General features: G+C 64.9%; 14 protein-coding genes. All 14 read right to left on the bottom strand.

Annotated elements, in window-relative coordinates:
* Positions 1–17 precede the first annotated feature (17 nt).
* Positions 18–1,076, bottom strand: a complete 1,059-nt coding sequence (rhaS, locus tag ACP7AX_RS04775) for a rhamnose ABC transporter substrate-binding protein (protein WP_131682843.1) — start codon at positions 1,074–1,076, stop codon at positions 18–20.
* A gap of 51 nt (positions 1,077–1,127) precedes the next feature.
* Entirely contained in the window at positions 1,128–2,231 is a 1,104-nt protein-coding gene (locus ACP7AX_RS04780; RefSeq protein WP_131682844.1) for an ABC transporter permease subunit, read from the bottom strand.
* A complete protein-coding gene (locus ACP7AX_RS04785; protein ID WP_131682845.1) occupies positions 2,224–3,276 on the bottom strand; it encodes an ABC transporter permease subunit in 1,053 nt (350 codons plus the stop codon). Before ACP7AX_RS04785 ends, ACP7AX_RS04780 begins: the two co-directional genes overlap by 8 nt.
* Positions 3,273–4,817: an ATP-binding cassette domain-containing protein gene (locus ACP7AX_RS04790; RefSeq protein WP_131682846.1), complete on the bottom strand. Its 1,545-nt coding sequence runs from the start codon at positions 4,815–4,817 to the stop codon at positions 3,273–3,275. Before ACP7AX_RS04790 ends, ACP7AX_RS04785 begins: the two co-directional genes overlap by 4 nt.
* A gap of 314 nt (positions 4,818–5,131) precedes the next feature.
* A complete protein-coding gene (locus ACP7AX_RS04795; RefSeq protein WP_426225585.1) occupies positions 5,132–5,374 on the bottom strand; it encodes a hypothetical protein in 243 nt (80 codons plus the stop codon).
* Positions 5,371–5,649 carry a hypothetical protein gene (locus ACP7AX_RS04800; protein WP_426225586.1) on the bottom strand — a complete coding sequence of 93 codons (279 nt, stop codon included), beginning with the start codon at positions 5,647–5,649 and terminating at the stop codon, positions 5,371–5,373. The genes ACP7AX_RS04795 and ACP7AX_RS04800 overlap by 4 nt, the downstream gene beginning before the upstream one ends.
* Before the next feature lie 144 nt (positions 5,650–5,793).
* Positions 5,794–6,879: an inositol-3-phosphate synthase gene (locus ACP7AX_RS04805; RefSeq protein WP_426225587.1), complete on the bottom strand. Its 1,086-nt coding sequence runs from the start codon at positions 6,877–6,879 to the stop codon at positions 5,794–5,796.
* A 161-nt stretch (positions 6,880–7,040) separates the two neighbouring features.
* Positions 7,041–8,078, bottom strand: coding sequence for an L-glyceraldehyde 3-phosphate reductase (gene mgrA / locus ACP7AX_RS04810; protein ID WP_426225588.1), 1,038 nt, complete (start codon positions 8,076–8,078; stop codon positions 7,041–7,043).
* Between the two features lie 94 nt (positions 8,079–8,172).
* Complete coding sequence (gene treZ / locus ACP7AX_RS04815) at positions 8,173–9,939, bottom strand: malto-oligosyltrehalose trehalohydrolase (protein WP_426225637.1); 1,767 nt, start codon at positions 9,937–9,939, stop codon at positions 8,173–8,175.
* Between the two features lie 2 nt (positions 9,940–9,941).
* Positions 9,942–12,272 (bottom strand): malto-oligosyltrehalose synthase, encoded by a 2,331-nt coding sequence (gene treY, locus ACP7AX_RS04820; RefSeq protein WP_426225589.1) that lies wholly within the window; start codon positions 12,270–12,272, stop codon positions 9,942–9,944.
* Entirely contained in the window at positions 12,269–14,530 is a 2,262-nt protein-coding gene (glgX, locus tag ACP7AX_RS04825; RefSeq protein ID WP_426225590.1) for a glycogen debranching protein GlgX, read from the bottom strand. Before glgX ends, treY begins: the two co-directional genes overlap by 4 nt.
* Before the next feature lie 69 nt (positions 14,531–14,599).
* Positions 14,600–16,213: an NAD(P)H-hydrate epimerase gene (locus ACP7AX_RS04830; protein WP_426225591.1), complete on the bottom strand. Its 1,614-nt coding sequence runs from the start codon at positions 16,211–16,213 to the stop codon at positions 14,600–14,602.
* 42 nt (positions 16,214–16,255) lie between these two features.
* A complete protein-coding gene (locus tag ACP7AX_RS04835) occupies positions 16,256–16,603 on the bottom strand; it encodes a holo-ACP synthase (RefSeq protein ID WP_426225592.1) in 348 nt (115 codons plus the stop codon).
* 128 nt (positions 16,604–16,731) lie between these two features.
* The gene (gene glmS / locus ACP7AX_RS04840; RefSeq protein WP_426225593.1) at positions 16,732–18,624 is read right to left on the bottom strand and encodes a glutamine--fructose-6-phosphate transaminase (isomerizing); all 1,893 of its coding nucleotides are present in this window, start codon (positions 18,622–18,624) and stop codon (positions 16,732–16,734) included.
* Positions 18,625–18,643 lie beyond the last annotated feature (19 nt).

The following is an 18,643-nucleotide window of genomic DNA, read 5'->3' on the forward strand; positions in this document are numbered from 1 at the left end:
CGGCTACGGGGTCCGGCTCAGAAATCGTACTTATCGATGTTTTCTGCGTTGAAGACCGTCGGCGGGCCGACGATTACCAGTCCGCCGTCCTCGATGGTGCGTTCGCCGAGTTCACCGGCAGTGAACTTGTCCCCGACGGCTCCGGTGATCTTGCCGTCTACCAGCGCCTTTCCAGCGAAGGCCGCAACGTAGCCAAGCTGGGCCGGGTCCCAGAGCGCGAACTCCTTGACGGTGCCGTCCTTCACGAACGGCCGCATTTCATTGGGCAGGCCGAGCCCCGTCAGCGCCACCTTGCCCTTGTACGCGGAAGTGGAAAGGTACCTGCCGGTGGCCGCGATGCCCACTGTGGTCGGAGAGATGATGCCCTTCAGGTTCGGGTGCGCCTGCAGGAGACCCTGCGCCTCCTGGAAGGACTTGGTATCGTCGTCATCGCCATAGACCTTGGCTACAAGCTTGATGTCCTTGTACGCCGGGTTGGACGCCAGCTCCTCCTCCATGAACTTGATCCATTCGTTCTGGTTGGTGGCGTTCGCGGTTGCGGAGAGAACGGCGATTTCGCCGCTGCCGCCGATCTGCTCGGAGATGAGCTTCGTCTGGATCAGAGCCACTTCCTTTGCCACCACCTGGCTGATGAACACATCGCGGCAGTCGGGGTTGGCGTCCGAGTCGAAAGCGACAATCTTGGCGCCCGCTGAACGTGCTTCGCCCAGTGCTGTGCAGACCGCATCCGGGTCATTGGCAGCGATCACAATGACATTCGTGCCGGCCTGTGTCTCGGCGTTGATGAAGGAGACCTGGCTGGAGGCGGAGGCCTCCAGCGGGCCTACGACCTGCGAGGCGGCGAAGCCTGCCTCCTTGGCGCCTTTCTCGCCGCCGCCGAGGACAACGTCCGTGTAGGGGTTGTTAAGCTGCTTCGGGATGAAGGTGATCTTCTGGTCCCCTCCCGCTGCGGGGCTGCCGCCGCCGGCAGACCCCGAGCCGCTATCGCAGGAGGTGAGGGCCAGCGCGGCCACGGCGGTAATTGCGACCAGCGACGCCAGACGCGCACTCGGGCTGTTCTTGCGGTTCAACTTCATTGTTTTTCCTTTTCCTCGTGCGCTGGACGCAACCGGTTACATGCGGACTGACTAATGCGTGGATGTTCGGGTCTGTCTTTGGCTGAAGCTTCGACGGACGCGCCGGGTGTGCCGCCATTCCTTGACGGCAGAGCCGATGCTCGGAGCCACAACGGAGACGATCAGCAGCAGACCGGTCACCGTGATGAGGACCACATCGGAAACCCGTCCCAGCCGCAGGGCGTAATTGAGAGTCCCGATCAGGAGGACGCCGGCGATGACGCCGGGGATAGATCCTTTGCCGCCGAAGATCGATACGCCGCCCAGCAGCACGGCGGCGATGACAGCCAGTTCCAGTCCAGAGGCGTTGTCACTGCGGGCACTCGTGTAGCGCAGCGTCCAATAAATACCGGCCAACGCTGACACGGCGCCGGATCCCACATAGAGCCAGAATTTACTGCGCGCCACTTTGATGCCGACGAAGCTGGCAGCTTCCTTGCTGTATCCCATCGCGAAAAGGCCGCGTCCGAAGGGCGTGAAGTGGAGCAGAACCGCAAAGAAAATCATCACCAAGACGACGCCGATCATGACCGTCGGGATGCCGGTGCCGCCAAGTTTGGAGGTGAAGAAGGCGGTCAGCTCCTTCGGAAAGTTGGCCACAGCGTTGTCTCCGATGACCACCAGGGCCAGGCCACGGAAGAGTGCCAAGGTGCCGATCGTCACCGCCAGTGACGGCAAGCCAAGCACCGCGATCAAAAAGCCGTTGAACATTCCGGCGATGATCCCTGCCAGGAGGCTGATCGCCAACACTTGCCAGATGTCCATGCCGCCCGCCCACAGGACGCCCATCAGGGCGCTGGTCAGTCCGGCGATACTCGCCACCGAGAGGTCAATTTCACCGGTGACGATGATCAGCGTCATCGGCATCGCAATCAGCAGTACCGGAATGACATCAAGCAGGAGGAAACCGGTGGTGACCGGCGAAGCGAAGCGCGGGATGGCAAGGGCAGCGTAGATCAGAAAGGCAACCAAGGCATAGATGGTGATGGCGTCCCGGCCGCCGAGGATCCTGGCGGCGCCGGTTTTGCCCTTGGGTTCGGAGTCCAGCGGTTTGGTGATGTCAGCAACAGGTGCCGGGGCTGGTGCACCGCTGCTCGGTGTTGTGGTCTCAGACATTCCGCGCCTCGCTTATCCGCAGCTTCCTGGCTGTGCGCAGACTTGCCACGCGGTCGATGATGATAGCGGTGAGAATCAGCACGCCGACGATGGCCTGTTGCCAGAACTTGTCCACACGCAGGGCCGTCAGGGAACTGGTGATGGTTGTCAGGAGCAGGGCGCCCAGGGCCGCCCCCGCCACAGACCCGCTGCCGCCGAAGATGGCCACGCCCCCGACGACCGCTGCAGCGACCACATCCAGTTCCAGGCCGGTCCCCGTGGTGGCACCCACTGAGTTGAAGCGGCTGGCGTAGAGCACACCGGCCAGGCCGGCCAGCGCCCCGTTGGCCAGGAAGGCCAGGAATACGCGCTTGGACACCCTGATGCCGAAGGCCGTGGCCGCGTCCGGGTCGGAGCCGATGGCGTACAGGTCCCGGCCAGGACGCGTGCCGGACATGTAGACGGCCACGGCGATGACGACGACGATGGCCAGCAGGGTGATGATGGGGAAGCCCAGCACGGTGTTCACTGAGAGGGCGCCGAAAGCGTCCGGACGGTCACCCGCGAAGAACTGTTTGCCGCCCGCCCAGGCGTTGTTCAGTCCGCGGAACACGTAGAGGGTTCCGAGGGTGATGACCAGCGCCGGCACCTTGGCAATAGTGACAAGCAGCCCGTTGATGGCCCCCAGCAATGCACCGGATGCCATTCCGATCGCGAAGACGGCGACAATCGGCAGATCGGGCATCGCCGAGAAAATGAACCCGGTGCCGAAGGCAACCAGGCCCAGCATGGAACCGACGGAAAGATCGATGTTCCTGGTGATGATCAGCAGGGTCTGCCCTGCGGCCAGGATCATGATGATCGTAGCGTTCAGCAGGAGGTCCTTCACGCCCTGGGGCGAGAGGAACAGCGGGTTGTTCAGGTAGGTGATGAGTACCAGGAGGACCAGCGCGATCAGGACAGGAAGCTCCCGCAGCCGCAACACCGAGGCAAGGACGCCGCGGGCGTTGCCGGCGGCGGGCGCTGTCGCCGATCCTGTTTCCTTGTGGTCCAGCGTGGAGCTCATGGGGTTCCCCCAGCGGAAGAAGTCGCTGCGTGCATGACGGATTCGGGGTTCGCGTCGGCGCGGTTAAGTTCGGCCGTAATCCGCCCTTCGCGCATGACCAGTACCCTGTCTGCCATGCCGAGGACTTCGGGCAGTTCAGAGGAGATCATCAGGATCGCGATCCCCCGGCCGGCGAGATCGGAGATAAGTCTGTGGACCTCGCTCTTGGTGCCGACGTCGATGCCGCGGGTGGGTTCGTCAATGATCAGCAGCCGAGGCTCGGTGGCCAGCCATTTAGCGAGCACCACTTTCTGCTGGTTGCCGCCGGAAAGAGTGGAGACGGCGTGCTCCTGCGAGCCCGTTTTGACTTGGAGCCGCTTGCTCCAGTCCTGGGCTGCCCGGCGTTCGGCGGTGCCGTTGATCAGGCCGGCAGTCGCAAATTTGTTGCGCAACGTGAGGGTAACGTTTCTGGCGACGGAAAGGTTCATGACCAGGCCCTGCTTGCGGCGGTCCTCCGGCACAAAGCCCATGCCCGCGCTAATGGCAGCCTGTGGATCCCGCGGCTTGAGCTTTTTGCCCACGAAGTTGATTTCGCCGGCGTCGTAGGGGTCAATTCCGAAGACGGCACGGGCCACCTCGGTGCGGCCGGCACCCACCAGACCGGCCAGTGCCACAATCTCCCCTGCGCGGACCTCGAAACTGATGCCGCGGAAAACCCCCGCCCGGCTGAGCCCGTCCACCTTCAGGACCACATCCCCGATCTCCGTGGGCGTCTTGGGATACAGCGCGCCGATGTCCCGCCCCACCATCTCCCGGACTATCTGCTCGACGGTCACGTCGGCGGTCCTGTGGGTGGAGATGTACCGGCCGTCCCGCATCACCGTGATCCGGTCGCACAGATCAAAGACTTCGTCGAAGCGGTGCGAGATGAACAGGATGCCGGTCCCCTTATCCCGGAGGCCTCGGGCAACGGCGAATAGCCGGTCCACCTCCACACCGCTGAGAGCGGCCGTGGGCTCATCCATCACGAGCACCCTGGCATCCAAGGAAATGGCCTTGGCAATTTCGATGATCTGTTGATCAGCGATGGACAGGCCCTCGGCAATGCGCGTCGGATCAATGGGGACGCCGAGCCGCTCGAAGAGCCTGCTGGCCTCCTGGACCATGGTTGCCCTGCTGATCAAACCGAACCGGCCCTTGGGCTGGCGCCCGATAAAGATGTTCTCCGCGACGCTCAGGTCGGGAAAGAGCGTGGGCTCCTGATATATGACGGAGATACCGGCGGCCTTGCTCTCGGCCACGTTGCGGAACTGGACGCTCTCGCCTTCCACCCGGAAGTCGCCGGAATCCGGGTGGTGCAGGCCTGCGAGGATCTTGACCAGGGTAGATTTACCGGCGCCATTCTCTCCGACCAGTGCATGGATTTCGCCAGCTTGGATCTCAACCGTTCCGTCCGCCAGCGCGACCACGGGACCAAAGGTCTTGGCAGCGTGGGAAAGGGAGAGTACCGGGCCTGGTCCTTCGCTTTGGGGACCGGACCGGGAGCTGTCTATCTGCTGCATATATTAACCACATCTTTGGGGCCGGGTGTATGCGTAATGAATCGTTTCAGACAATGCTGTGATCTGAATCATAGGCGCCGTCGAGCCCTACCGTCAATAGAAACGGCTTGTGGCCTAACAGTCGTTGTCAAACCAGCTGTGAGCACGTGCACAGCCAACTACTGCTTCGACTCTGGGCGCTGGTACAGGCAAGTCACGCCATCCGCCGCTACGAGCGGGAAGCTCGAGCGCGTAACTCCTCCACCAGCATCGTCGGCTGAGGGAGCGTTCGCGGGAAACCTGCAGGCGGTCAGTGTGCAATCGGACGCAAGAGCTCAGTCAGTGGAGCTGGTCCTGCTGACCAGGAGAGTCAATTTGTACACATACGGAGGGAGCCCTGAACCAGGCGCCGCATTCCAGCCGCGGCTGATGTAGACGCTCACCCGCGTGCGGAAGTCCCCCATCGGCGTCGTCTGGCATCCGTAGTTCCTGATGCCGTTCTCAACCTCGCTCTCTTCGTCGACAGAGGCGTCGAGGCATTCGGAGAACTTCAGGAGGTAGCCGGATGCCGTGATCATCCGGATGACGTCTTGGGATTTGGGAGCATCGTAGCGCTCCCAGACCCGTTGAATCCCGGGGCAGCGTACCGCGACGCAATGCGCTCCGGGACCCTTGAAGTGGTCTTGGTCAAGGTCCATCCACCGCCCGGAACGAACTGGTCCGCGGCCGCCCTGACGCGCGGGACCGCTGCCGCACTCTTGTTGTAGTCAACCCAGAGGATCCCCGCGAAGATGGCACCAAGAATGCCGAAGATGCAGGCCACCACCAGGCCAAATTTGAGCCACCATTTCATGCTGCCCCCCACGTCAGCGACCACAGAGGTCGGTTCAGTGTAGCGCCGGACCGGAGTGCACCCAACGCACAACGCTCCCCCACCCGAAAGGTGAGAGAGCGTCGCGTGAAAACGTGCAGGAAGTGAGAGAGCGTCGGGAGGGGGTTAGCGCTCCAGGTCGCCGCGGATGAAGGCCTCAACCTTTTCCCGGGCGAGGTCGTCGTTGAACTGCTCCGGCGGGGACTTCATGAAGTAGCTCGAGGCGGAGAGCAGGGGGCCGCCGATGCCGCGGTCCAGGCCGATCTTGGCGGCGCGGATGGCATCGATGATCACGCCGGCGGAGTTGGGTGAGTCCCAGACTTCCAGCTTGTATTCGAGCGACACGGGCGCGTCACCGAAGTTGCGGCCTTCGAGGCGGACGAAGGCCCACTTGCGGTCATCCAGCCACTGGACGTAGTCGGACGGGCCGATGTGGACGTCGCGGGGTGCAATCTCGGCCTCGACGTTGGAGGTGACAGCCTGAGTCTTGGAGATCTTCTTGGACTCGAGGCGGTCGCGCTCCAGCATGTTCTTGAAGTCCATGTTGCCGCCCACGTTCAGCTGGTACGTACGGTCCAGCGTGACGCCGCGGTCTTCGAAAAGCTTGGCCATGACGCGGTGCGTGATGGTGGCACCGATCTGGGACTTGATGTCGTCGCCCACGATCGGGACACCGGCGGCGGTGAACTTGTCGGCCCAGCTCTTGGTGCCGGCCAGGAACACGGGAAGCGCGTTGACAAAGGCCACACCGGCGTCGATCGCTGCCTGGGCGTAGAACTCGGCGGCTTCCTGCGAGCCAACGGGCAGGTAGCAGACCATGACGTCAACCTTGGCTTCGTGCAGGGCGGCGACGACGTCAACGGGCTCTTCGGTGGACTGCTCGATGGTCTCGAGGTAGTACTTGCCGAGTCCGTCCAGGGTGTGGCCGCGCTGCACGGTCACACCGGTGGGCGGTACTTCGGCGATCTTGATGGTGTTGTTTTCGCTGGCGAGGATGGCATCTGCGAGGTCAACGCCGACCTTCTTGCCATCAACGTCGAATGCGGCAACGAACTGGACATCGTTGACATGGTATTTGCCGAACTCCACGTGCATCAGGCCGGGGATCGTGGCCTGGGGATCGGCGTCACGGTAATACTGCACACCCTGGACCAGCGAGGCGGCGCAGTTACCCACACCAACGATTGCAACACGAATCGGATTTGAAGACACGGAACTCCTTTGAAGACAACTTCAGCCATCCCGGCAAGAAGTACAGGAAAGTACGACGGCGGACGGCAGGCAGTGCGCCATTCGGCGCCTTTTCATCTTACCCAACTGCGCAGGGGCCGGGAATGTTCCCGGCCCCCACCAGCCAATGTGTGACGACCTGCCTACTTCTGCTTCCAGAGGTTGATGTCTGATTCCACCGCGAACTCGTCGATGGCGTGCAGTTCCGCGGGCGTGAAGTCGAGGTTCTTGATGGCGGTCAGGGTGTCCTCCAGCTGCTTGACGCTGGAGGCGCCAACGAGTGCCGAGGTCACCGGGGAGCCCTTGCTCTGCTCACGGAGGATCCAGGCGACGGCCATCTGCGCGAGGGTCTGGCCGCGGCCCTCGGCAATCTTGTGGAGTCCGCGGACCCGGTCCAGGTTCTCGCCGGCGATCGAGCCTTCGTCCAGGGATTTGTTCTGGGCTGCCCGCGAATCGGACGGCACGCCGTTGATGTAACGGTCCGTGAGCATTCCCTGAGCCAGCGGGGAGAAGGCGATGGAGCCTGCGCCCACCTGGTCCAACGCCTCGTAGAGGTTGGGCGTGCCGTTCTCGGTCCAGCGGTTCAGCATGGAATAGCTGGGCTGGTGGATCAGGAGCGGCGTACCCAGTTCCTTCAGGATCCGGCCCGCTTCCAGGGTCTGCTCCGGAGTGTAGGACGAGATGCCCGCGTAGAGCGCGCGGCCGGAACGCACAGCCTGGTCGAGCGCTCCCATGGTCTCTTCCATGGGGGTTTCCGGGTCCGGGCGGTGGCTGTAGAAGATGTCCACGTAGTCCAGGCCCATCCGTGCCAGCGACTGGTCAAGGCTGGCCAGCAGGTACTTGCGGGAGCCGAAGTTGCCGTACGGCCCGGGCCACATATCGTAGCCGGCCTTGCTGGAGATGATGAGTTCGTCGCGGTACGGCGTGAAGTCGTCCTTGAAGTGGCGGCCGAAGTTGGTCTCGGCGGCGCCGTAGGGCGGGCCGTAGTTGTTGGCGAGGTCGAAGTGGGTAACGCCCAGATCGAACGCGCGGCGCAGGATGGCCCGCTGCACTTCGAAGGGCTTGTCGTCACCGAAGTTGTGCCACAGGCCCAGCGAAATGGCAGGCAGCTTCAGTCCGCTGCGGCCGACGCGGCGGTAGGGCATGGAGTCATAGCGGGTGTCCGCAGCTGAAAAAGTCATACGTTCCATCCTGCCACCTGTGATGCGCGCAACACCGCTCCGCAGCCGGGTTACGCCGCGGGCTGACAATCAGCCCGCGGCGCACAGAGCAGTCCTATCGGGACTGAACCACCGCTGCGCTCCACGGCCCCAGTGTCAGCGCAGCCCCATCGGCAGGCTCAACGTTCTCGGTGGAGAGCAGCACAGTACCGTCGGCATTACCGAAGGCGACCTTCCCGGGAGAGAAGTTCAGCAGCACCTCCACTGAGCCACGCCGGAAACGCAGCCAGCCGGCGTCGTCGTTGAACGTCACTTCAGTGTCTGCGAAGCCGAGCCCTGCCAGTTCCGGGTAACTGCGCCGCAGCGCGGTCAGCGAGCGGTATAGCGAGAGCAGCCGCGCGTGGTCACCGGACTCAGCTTCCGCCCAGTTGAGTTTGGAGCGCCGGAAGGTTTCCGGATCCTGCGGATCGGGTACGACGGCGGGATCCCAGCCCATGCGCTCGAACTCGCGGATCCTGCCCTCCGCCGTCGCCTTGCCCAGCTCGGGTTCGGGGTGCGAGGTGAAGAACTGCCACGGCGTGGATGCACCGAATTCCTCGCCCATGAACAGCATGGGCGTAAACGGCGAGGTCAGGGTCACCACGGCGGTGAGCGCCAAAGGCCCGAACGGCAGGGACTGCGAGAGCCTGTCGCCGATGGCCCGGTTGCCGATCTGGTCGTGGTTCTGGTTGCACACCACCAGGGCTTCGGGGTGGACCAGCGAGGTATTGATGGGCCGGCCGTGGTGGCGGCCGCGGAAGCTGGAGTAGCTGCCGTCATGCAGGAAGCCGTCCTTGAGGACCTTGGCCAGGACTCCGAGCGACGCGAAGTCACCGTAATACCCTTCGGTCTCGCCGCTCACATTGACGTGGACGGCGTGGTGGAAGTCGTCGCTCCACTGGCCGGCCAGGCCGTAACCGTTGACGTCACGGGGATAAATAAGGCGCGGGTTATTCAGGTCCGATTCGGCGATCAGGGTCTTGGGGAGCCCTGTTTCGGCAGCGATGGCGTCGCCCAGTGCGCCGAGGTCCTCCAGGAGATGGACGGCCCGCTCATCCTTCAGCGCATGGACGGCATCCAGGCGCAGCCCGTCCACGTGGTAGTCCCGCAGCCAGAGGGCGGCGTTGTCCAGGATGTACTCCCGGACGACGTCGGACGCCGGGCCGTCGAGGTTGACTGAATCGCCCCACGTGTTGGCGTCGCCCTGCTTGAGATAGGGCCCGAACTTGGACAGATAGTTGCCGCTGGGTCCCAGGTGGTTGTAGACCACGTCCTGGATGACCCCGAGGCCCGCCGCGTGCGCCGCGTCCACAAACCGCTGGTAGGCAGCCGGGCCGCCGTAGCCCTCGTGGACCGCGAACCACTGGACGCCGTCGTAGCCCCAGTTATGGGTGCCATTGAACCCGTTCACCGGCAGCAGCTCGACAAAATCGACGCCGAGCTCCGCCAGGTAGCCGAGCTTGCCTGCAGCCGCGTTCAGGGTTCCATCGGGGGTGAAGGTTCCAACATGGAGTTCGTAGATGACCGCGCCGCGCAACTCCTTGCCCTGCCAGCCGGAGTCCTGCCACGCGTAGGAGGCGGGATCGTAGGTGCGGGAAAGTGCGTGGACGCCGTCCGGAACGCGGCGGGAGCGTGGGTCAGGCAGCGGGTGCGAATCGCCGTCGAGCAGGTACCCGTAGTCCAGCTCCGCGTCGGCGGGAGCATCCGGGGCGGACCACCAGCCGTCCGCGCCGGGAGCCGCTGGCGACTGGACCATGGCGTACTTCTGCCCGTCCGCGAGCAGCGTGACGTCCGCGGCGTTCGGCGCCCAGACGTCGAACCGGCCGGAACCGTTGTGGGTCAGGCTCACGCGTTCTCTCCGTTCACGGGCACCAGCAGCGCCACAGGGTAAGACTGCAAAATGTCGACCACCGGGACTTGTCCCGGGCCATACGTCCGCCCGGTGAGTTCGTCCCGGAAAGCGGTGGAAAGTTCGACAGCGGTGTCCCGCCAGCCGCCGGACTGTTCCAGTCCGAAGGGAAGCCGGGTTGCGAGAGTTACGGCACCTGTTCCGCTGACGGCGCCCCGATCGAAAGCCACGAGATGGTCAGCAGCGGCACCTGATGCCGCCACCGGGTGATACCCCTGGAAGAGCTCCGGCCGGTCCCGGCGGAGGCGCAGGGCACGGGAGGTGACCAGCAGTTTGGTGACCTCATCCTGGAAGTCGGCAGGCAGCACACCCTTATCCAGCTCGGCCAGGGCAGATTCGCGCGCACCAAAGTCGAACGGCCGCCGGTTGTCCGGATCGGTCAGTGACCGCTCCCAGAACTCGGTGCCCTGGTAGACGTCCGGAACCCCCGGCATGGTCAGCTGGAGCAACTTCAGAGACAGCGAGTTGGCAGCACCGTAGGGCGAAACCGCATTCACAAAGTCCACCACGAGGGCGTTGACAGCCGGGTCATCAAATGCCGCGTCCACGGCCTTCATGACAGCTGCTTCGAACTCTTCGTCCGGGTCCGTCCACGTGGTGGAGTTACCGGCTTCCCGGGCAGCCTTCTCGGCGTAGCCGCGCAACCGCTCACGGCTGGCGGGCCAGGCCCCTACCACGGCCTGCCAGAGCAGCGTGGAGAACGGGCCGTCCGGGATGGGGGCCGCAGCGCGGAGCGCGTTCAGCGTGCTGGTCCATTCCGGGACGCGCTCGGCGGTGACAGAGATCCGCGCCCGGGCGTCCTCGCTGCGCTTGGTGTCGTGGGTGCTCAGCGTGGTCATGGACAGCGGAATCTCGGCCTGGCGTTTCTGCATCCGCCCGTGGAATTCCTCCACGGACAGCGAGAACTCCACCGGATCCGCACCCACTTCGGTGAGGGTTCCCAGCCGGGTGTAGCGGTAGAACGCCGTGTCCTCAACGCCCTTGGCCATGACCATTCCGGAGGTCTGCTGGAACCGCCGGCCAAGCTCGGTCTCGGGCTTGAGCAGCAGCGGCAGCAGCACGTCCACCGTGTCGGAAAGATCGGGCCGGGACTTGGACGCCACCACGCAGGCTTCGCGCAAGATGTCTTCGCCCGTGGGCAGGTAGGTGCGGTAGACCGGGAAAGCCGCAATGATCTGGGCGATGGCGTCGGCAGCCGCGTCTCCGGACAGGCCGGCGTCTGCGGGCACCAGGCGTGCCAGGCGCAGGACCTCCGCGCGGAGGATCCCGTCAGCGATGGCGCGTTTGGTACCAAGGATCATTGCCGCATAGTCGGCCGGTTCGGTGGTGCCGCGAAGCTCCGCGTCCAGTGCACTCAGCGGCGCCTCGCCTGCGGGATCAACCAGCACACGGTCGAGGTCCGCCAGGGCGTCGTAACCGGTGGTCCCTTCGCAGTCGAACTCGGCCGGAAGCTCCTCCCCCGGTTCCAGGATCTTCTCCACCAGGACGTAGGCTCCGCCGCTGATCTCCTTGAGCCGGCGCAGGTACCCTTCAGGATCAGCCAGGCCATCCGGGTGGTCCACACGCAGGCCGTCCACCAGCCCTTCACTGAACCAGCGGGCAACCTCGGAGTGGGCCTCGTCAAAGACCCGGGGGTCCTCCACGCGGATGCCGGCGAGCGTGCTGACGGCGAAGAACCGCCGGTAGTTCAGCTCGCTGTCAGCGCGGCGCCACGAGACCAGCTCGTAGTGCTGGCGGCTGTGCACGGCCTGCGGTGAGTCGCCGTCCGAGTAGGAGCCGTCCGCCAGCGGGAAGCGGTGGTCGTAGTAGTGCAGTTCGCCGTCCTTGACCTCCAGCTTCTCCAGGTCCTCATCCGAACCGAGAATGGGCAGACGGATGCGGCCGCCGCCGAAGTCCCAGTCGACGTCGAACGCGTCAGCATACGGCGAGCCCTGCCCTTCGCGGAGCAACGACCACCACCACGGGTTCTGGGCAGGCGATGCCACGCCCACGTGGTTGGGCACGATGTCCACCAGCACGCCCATGCCATGTTCGCGGGCGGCCTCGGACAGCGCGAGCAGGCCCTCAGGCCCGCCGCGCTCCGGGTCCACGGCGGAGGGGTCCGTGACGTCATAGCCGTGATCGGACCCCTGTTCCGCCGTCAGGATGGGTGAGAGGTACACCCAGTCCGCCCCCAGCGACTTCAGGTACGGAACCCTTGCAGCAGCGTCAAAGAGCGTGAAGCTGCTGCGGATCTGCAGCCGGTACGTGGAGGCGGGGACCCTCACTTGCCGTCGTCCTTCTTCTTGCGTTGTCCCACTTTGGTGGTCTGCCCCGGTTCCGCGATCATGGGCGAGCTGAGTGATTCCGTTTCACTGGTGGTGGTCTGGGTCAGTGCAGCAAGCGACGCGGCAACAGAGTGGTCGGGCTCAACATCGGGGACGCTGTGGGCACGGAGCACCACCATCGACTTCGCGTCCACTGCCAGGGCCTCGCCGGCCTTGACCGGCTCGGTGTCCGCATTGTGGCCCGCGGTGTCGATGATGATGTCCCAGGCGGGAGCGTACTCGTCCGAAGGCAGGGTGAAGTTCACCATGTCGTCGTGGGCATTGAAGAACATCACGAAGTTCACGTCGGTGATCCGGCGGCCGCGGGTGTCCTTGCCCTGGATGCCGTCACCGTTGAGGAACACTCCGACGGACCGGCCGAAGCCGCTGTCCCAGGCGTCCGGCTTCATGGTCTCGCCATCGGGGTTGAGCCATACGATGTCCGGCAACCGCTCGCCCTCGCCTCGCAGGACGGGGCGCCCGTCGAAGAACCTGCTCCGGCGGAAGGTGGGGTGCTTGGCGCGGAGTGCGTTGACCGCAGCCGTGAACTCAACCAGGGGCTGGTCAATGTTCTCCCAGTTGATCCAGGTGAGCTCCGAGTCCTGGCAGTAGCCGTTGTTGTTGCCCAGCTGCGTGCGGCCCAGTTCGTCGCCGTGCAGGAGCATGGGGACGCCCTGGGAGAGGAGGAGCGAGGCGATGAAGTTGCGCTGCTGGCGGGCACGCAGGCCAAGGACGGTGGGATCGTCGGTGGGGCCTTCCTCCCCGCAGTTCCAGGACCGGTTGTGGGATTCGCCGTCGTTGTTGCCTTCGCCGTTGGCGTCGTTGTGCTTCTCGTTATAGGACACGAGGTCCGCCAGCGTGAAGCCGTCGTGGGCGGTGACGAAGTTGATGGACGCCACGGGGCGGCGGCCTGAGTGCTCGTACAAGTCTGCAGAGCCGGTGATGCGTGAGGCGAATTCGCCCAGCGTGGCCGGCTCGCCGCGCCAGAAGTCGCGGACTGTGTCGCGGTACTTGCCGTTCCACTCGGTCCACTGCGGCGGGAAGTTGCCCACCTGGTAGCCGCCGGGGCCAACGTCCCACGGCTCGGCGATCAGCTTGACCTGGGACACTACCGGGTCCTGCTGGATGAGTTCGAAGAAGGTGGACAGCTTGTCCACATCGTAGAACTCGCGGGCCAAGGCGGAGGCGAGGTCAAAGCGGAACCCGTCCACGTGCATCTCGGTGACCCAGTACCGGAGCGAGTCCATGAGCAGCTGCAGGGAGTGCGGCTGGCGGACGTTGAGCGAGTTGCCCGTACCGGTGTAGTCCATGTAGTGCTTCTCGTCCCCCTCCATCAGCCGGTAGTAGGAGGCGTTGTCGATGCCCTTGAAGGACAGGGTGGGACCCAGGTGGTTGCCTTCTGCGGTGTGGTTGTAGACCACGTCCAGGATCACTTCGATGCCGGCACGGTGCAGCGAGCGGACCATTGCCTTGAAGTCCTGGACCTGCTGGCCGGTGTCACCGGTGGAGCTGTAGGTGTTCTGCGGTGCGAAGAACCCGATGGTGTTGTAACCCCAGTAGTTGTTCAGGCCCTGGTCCTGCAGCGTGCCGTCGTTGACGAACTGGTGCACGGGCATCAGTTCGATGGCCGTGACGCCGAGCTTCTGCAGGTGAGAGATGACTGACGGGTGCGCCACGCCTGCGTAGGTGCCGCGCTGCTCCTCGGGGACTTCGGGGTGGAGCGCCGTGAGGCCCTTGACGTGGGCCTCGTAAATAACCGACTTGTGGTACGGGACCCGGAGGTTGTGGTCGCCGTCCCAGTCGAAGAACGGGTTGATGACCACGCCCATCATCATGTGGGACGCGGAGTCCTCGTTGTTGACGGAGTCAGGCTCGCCAAGGTTGTAGGAGAACAGTGAGGGGTCCCAGTCCACCTGCCCGTGCACGGCCTTGGCATACGGGTCAAGGAGGAGCTTGTTCGGGTTGAACCTGGCTCCGGAAGCAGGATCGTAGGGACCGTGGACCCGGTAACCATACTTCTGGCCGGGCTGGACCTGCGGGATGTAGCCATGCCATACATAGCCGTCCACTTCGTCGAGCGGGAACCGTGTTTCCACGCCCTCCTCGTCGAAGAGGCACAGCTCGACTCCTTCAGCGTGCTCGCTGAACAGGGCGAAGTTTGTGCCGGTTCCGTCAAAGGTGGCGCCAAGCGGATAAGCCGATCCGGGCCAGATTTCCATAGTGCTCCTCATTGTTGTTCAACGGCAGGCATGAAGGCATGGCCTTCCCTGCCGATTCAGGGCTTATCCCTACCGTAACGGGTGGGTGTGACTATTACGTTTCCGAACCATCTGTTTACTAAGCATGCTGACTTTACTCCAGACCTCTGGTATGGCGTCCGCAATTCCGCCTGCGCTGAGCGGTCCGCCGCGGGAGGCGGCTGCCCCGGCGAGGCCGTGGAGACTGGCTCCCATGGCGGCAATCGCTGCCCAGCGCTCGTCCGGATCGATGCCGGCGTCACGGAAGCGCCCGACGTCGGAACCCAGCTGCGCGAGCAGCGCACCGATGATCCCGGCCAGGACGTCCCCGCTGCCGGCGGTGGCCAGCCACGGCGTGCCGTCAGCCTGGCTGTAGAAATCCTGGAAGGGCGAAGCCACCAGGGTGGTGGCGCCCTTTAACAGCACGGTGGCTTCGGTCTGCACCGCGGCGTGCCGGACCCAGTTCAGCGTGGCCGCCTCCACTCCCGGGCGGTCCGGCGCGGGATCGAAGTCGGGGCTGTCCGGGGACAAGCCGAGTCGCTGCAGCAGGGACGCCAGTTCGCCGGCGTGCGGGGTGAGCACCACCTGCGGGGCCAGGACGTCGGGCAGGGCGGGGATGGCACCGGCGTCCGCAATTACGGGAAGCCCCGATTCGACGGCGTCGTTGGCGCGTCTGAGCTGTTCGTAGTCCCCTGGGCCCATGCCCGAACCCACCAGCCAAGCCTGGACGCGGCTCTCCGCAACCGAGCCGGTGCTGCAGACCACCTCTGGGCAGGACTGCCGCACCAGATCAGCCACCTCCGGCGGGCCCAGATAGCGGACCATTCCCACGCCGGCGGCCAACGCGCCACGGCAGGCCAGCACGGCTGCCCCCGGATAGTCAGCCGATCCTGCCACGACGCCCAGGACGCCGCGCGAATACTTGTGGGAGCGCCGTCCCGGCCGGGGCAGCAGCCGGGCAAGGTCCAGCTGTTCTAACCGGCGCAGGGCGGGCCACGGCAGTTCGTCCTCGATGCCGATGGGCACTACGATGACGCGGCCGGCATGATCGGCTCCCGGATCCGCCAGGAGCCCCACTTTGGCTGCACCGAAGGTCACTGTCAGGTCCGCGGACAACACCGGCTCATGGGCTTCGCCGGTGTCGGCATCAACACCGCTGGGGATGTCGCAGGCCACCACTATCGCCGGCCGGCCGGAAGCCAAGCGATGCGCTGAGAGCGCAGTCATCAGGGCGGCAGCCGGTCCCCGCAGCCCGCCCTGGGCGCCCGTCCCCAGGACAGCATCCAGTACGACGCCGGCGCCCGCCACGTCAGCGGCCAGCTGGGTGGCGTTGGAGTCAGTGAGGTGATGGACGCGCCCGCCGGCGCGCTCAAAAGCAGCCAGAGCCTCGGGGTGGGCCGCGTCCCCGGTGAGTACCGCCGTCGTAAGCATTCCCCTGGCGGCCAGAAAGGACGCGGCGAAGAGGCCGTCTCCCCCGTTGTTGCCTTTGCCGGCGAGGACAGCAACGCTGGCGCCGTACGTGCGCTGGCCACGGGCCTGAAGCTCGCGGACCACCGCGTTGGCGAGGCCGTGGGAGGCACGCTGCATCAGGACAGCGCCCATGCCGGCGGCCAGGAGCGGCTGTTCGGCCGCCCTGACCTGGGTTCCGGTGTAGGCGCTGATCATGTCAGATCCGTCGGAGGCTCCGGATTGCTACGCGTGGGAGGCTCAGCCTTCGGCCAGGACGGTGGCCGTGGCGATCCCGCCGTCGTGGCTGATGGACAGGTGCCAGCGCTTGACGCCCTTTGATTCGGCGACTGCCAGCACGGTGCCCTTGATCTGGACGGTGGGGCCGTTCTGGTCCAGCCCGATCCAGCAGTCCTGCCAGTTCATGCCGGCCGGGGCGCCGAGGACCTTGGCCACCGCTTCCTTGGCAGCGAACCGGGCGGCAAGGGAACGGATGTTCAACTCACGTTCCGCGGGCACAAACAGCCGGTCCCGGAGCCCGGGGGTGCGCTCAAGCTGGCGGCCGAACCGCTCGATGTCTACAACGTCTACGCCAATGCCAACAATCATGGCGCTATTCTACGGTGACGCTTTGCATCCCCCGTGACACAACAGCGTTGACACGGCTTCGGCCCGCACCCGACGTTTGGAAACGTCGGGTACGGGCCGAAGCAGCGAAAGCGGACCAGCGAGGCTGGTTATTCTACGGTGACGCTCTTGGCGAGGTTGCGCGGCTGGTCCACGTCGTAGCCCTTGGCCGAGGCGAGGGCCAGGGCGAAGATCTGCAGCGGGACCGTGCTGAGCAGCGGGGCCAGCAGGGTGGGGGTCTCCGGGATGTAGAAGACGTGCTCGGCGTAGGCCTTGACCGCTTCGTCGCCCTCTTCGGCGATCACAATGGTCTTGGCGCCGCGGGCCCGGACTTCCTGGATGTTGGAGACAACCTTGGCGTGCAGCGAGTCCCGGCCGCGGGGTGAGGGGACCACCACGAAGACGGGCTGGCCTTCCTCGATCAGGGCGATGGGGCCGTGCTTGAGTTCACCGGCCGCAAAGCCCTCGGCGTGGATGTAGGCGAGCTCTTTGAGTTTGAGCGCGCCTTCCATGGCCACCGGGAAGCCGACATGGCGGCCCAGGAACAGCACGGATTTGGCGTCCTTCATGGCCACGCCGAGGTCCTTGATCTGGTCCTCGTTGTCGAGGATCGTCTGGATCTTGGCCGGGATCTTGTTTAGGTCCGCCAGGATGTCCTTGATCTCGCCCTGGAAGATGTTGCCGCGCAGCTGTGCCAGGTAGAGGCCCAGCAGGTAGGCAGCGGTGATCTGCGCCAGGAATGCCTTGGTGGAGGCGACGGCTATTTCGGGACCGGCGTGCGTGTAGAGCACGGCGTCGGATTCACGCGGGATGGTGGAGCCGTTGGTGTTGCAGATGGAGACCGTCTTGGCGCCCTGTTCCTTGGCGTAGCGGACGGCCATCAGGGTGTCCATGGTCTCGCCGGACTGCGAGATGGAAACGATCAGCGTGTTCTCGTCGACGATCGGGTCCCGGTAGCGGAACTCGTGGGAGAGCTCCACCTCGGTGGCGATCCGGCACCAGCGCTCGATGGCGTATTTGGCCACCTGTCCGGCGTACGCTGACGTGCCGCAGGCCAGGACAATGATCTTGTCCACGTGCTTGAGCAGTTCCGGGTCGATCCGGAGCTCGTCCAGGGTCAGCTTGCCGTTGACGTCGGAGCGGCCCAGGAGGGTCTGCAGCACGGCGTCGGGCTGGTCGTGGATTTCCTTCTCCATGAAGGACGGGAAGCCGCCCTTCTCAGCGGATTCCGGGTCCCAGTCAACGTGGTATTCCTTGCCCTGGGCTGGGGCGCCGAAGAAGTCGGTGATCTCCACGGTGTCCGCGGTGATGGTAACGATCTGGTCCTGGCCCAGCTCCACCGCGCGCCGGGTGTAGTCAATGAACCCGGAGACGTCGGAGCCGAGGAAGTTCTCGCCCTCGCCCAGGCCAACCACCAGCGGTGAGTTGCGGCGGGCGGCAACCACAACATCGGGCTGGTCGGCGTGCACAGCGAGGAGGGTGAAAGCACCCTCAAGGCGCTGGCAGGCGAGCTGCATTGCAGTGGTCAGGCCGCCGTCGGACGTGTCACCGTTGAGTTTGGTGCGGAAGATGTCGCCGAGCAGCACGGCTGCAACCTCGGTGTCCGTCTCGGACTCGAAGGCGTAGCCCTTCTCCACGAGCTCAAGTTTGAGCTCGGCAAAGTTCTCGATGATGCCGTTGTGGATCAGAGCGAGCTTGCCGCCGTCGGACAGGTGCGGGTGCGCGTTCTGGTCAGTGGGGCCGCCGTGCGTGGCCCAGCGGGTGTGCCCGATTCCGGTGACCGTATCCGGCAGCGGGCGCTCCTCCAGTTCGGCCAGGAGGTTGCTCAGCTTCCCTGACTTCTTCCGGGATTCGATGGCACCCTGGGATACCACCGCCACCCCCGCAGAGTCGTAGCCCCGGTACTCCAGGCGGCGCAATCCCTCAAGGACAACATCCAGCGCACTGTGACCGGCATTAACACGGCCATCAGCGTGGCCCACATATCCAACGATTCCACACATGCGCTCCAGCTTATCGGCA

The sequence above is a fragment of the Pseudarthrobacter sp. DSP2-3-2b1 genome, from assembly GCF_049895945.1.
In the GTDB taxonomy this organism is placed as follows: Bacteria; Actinomycetota; Actinomycetes; order Actinomycetales; family Micrococcaceae; genus Arthrobacter.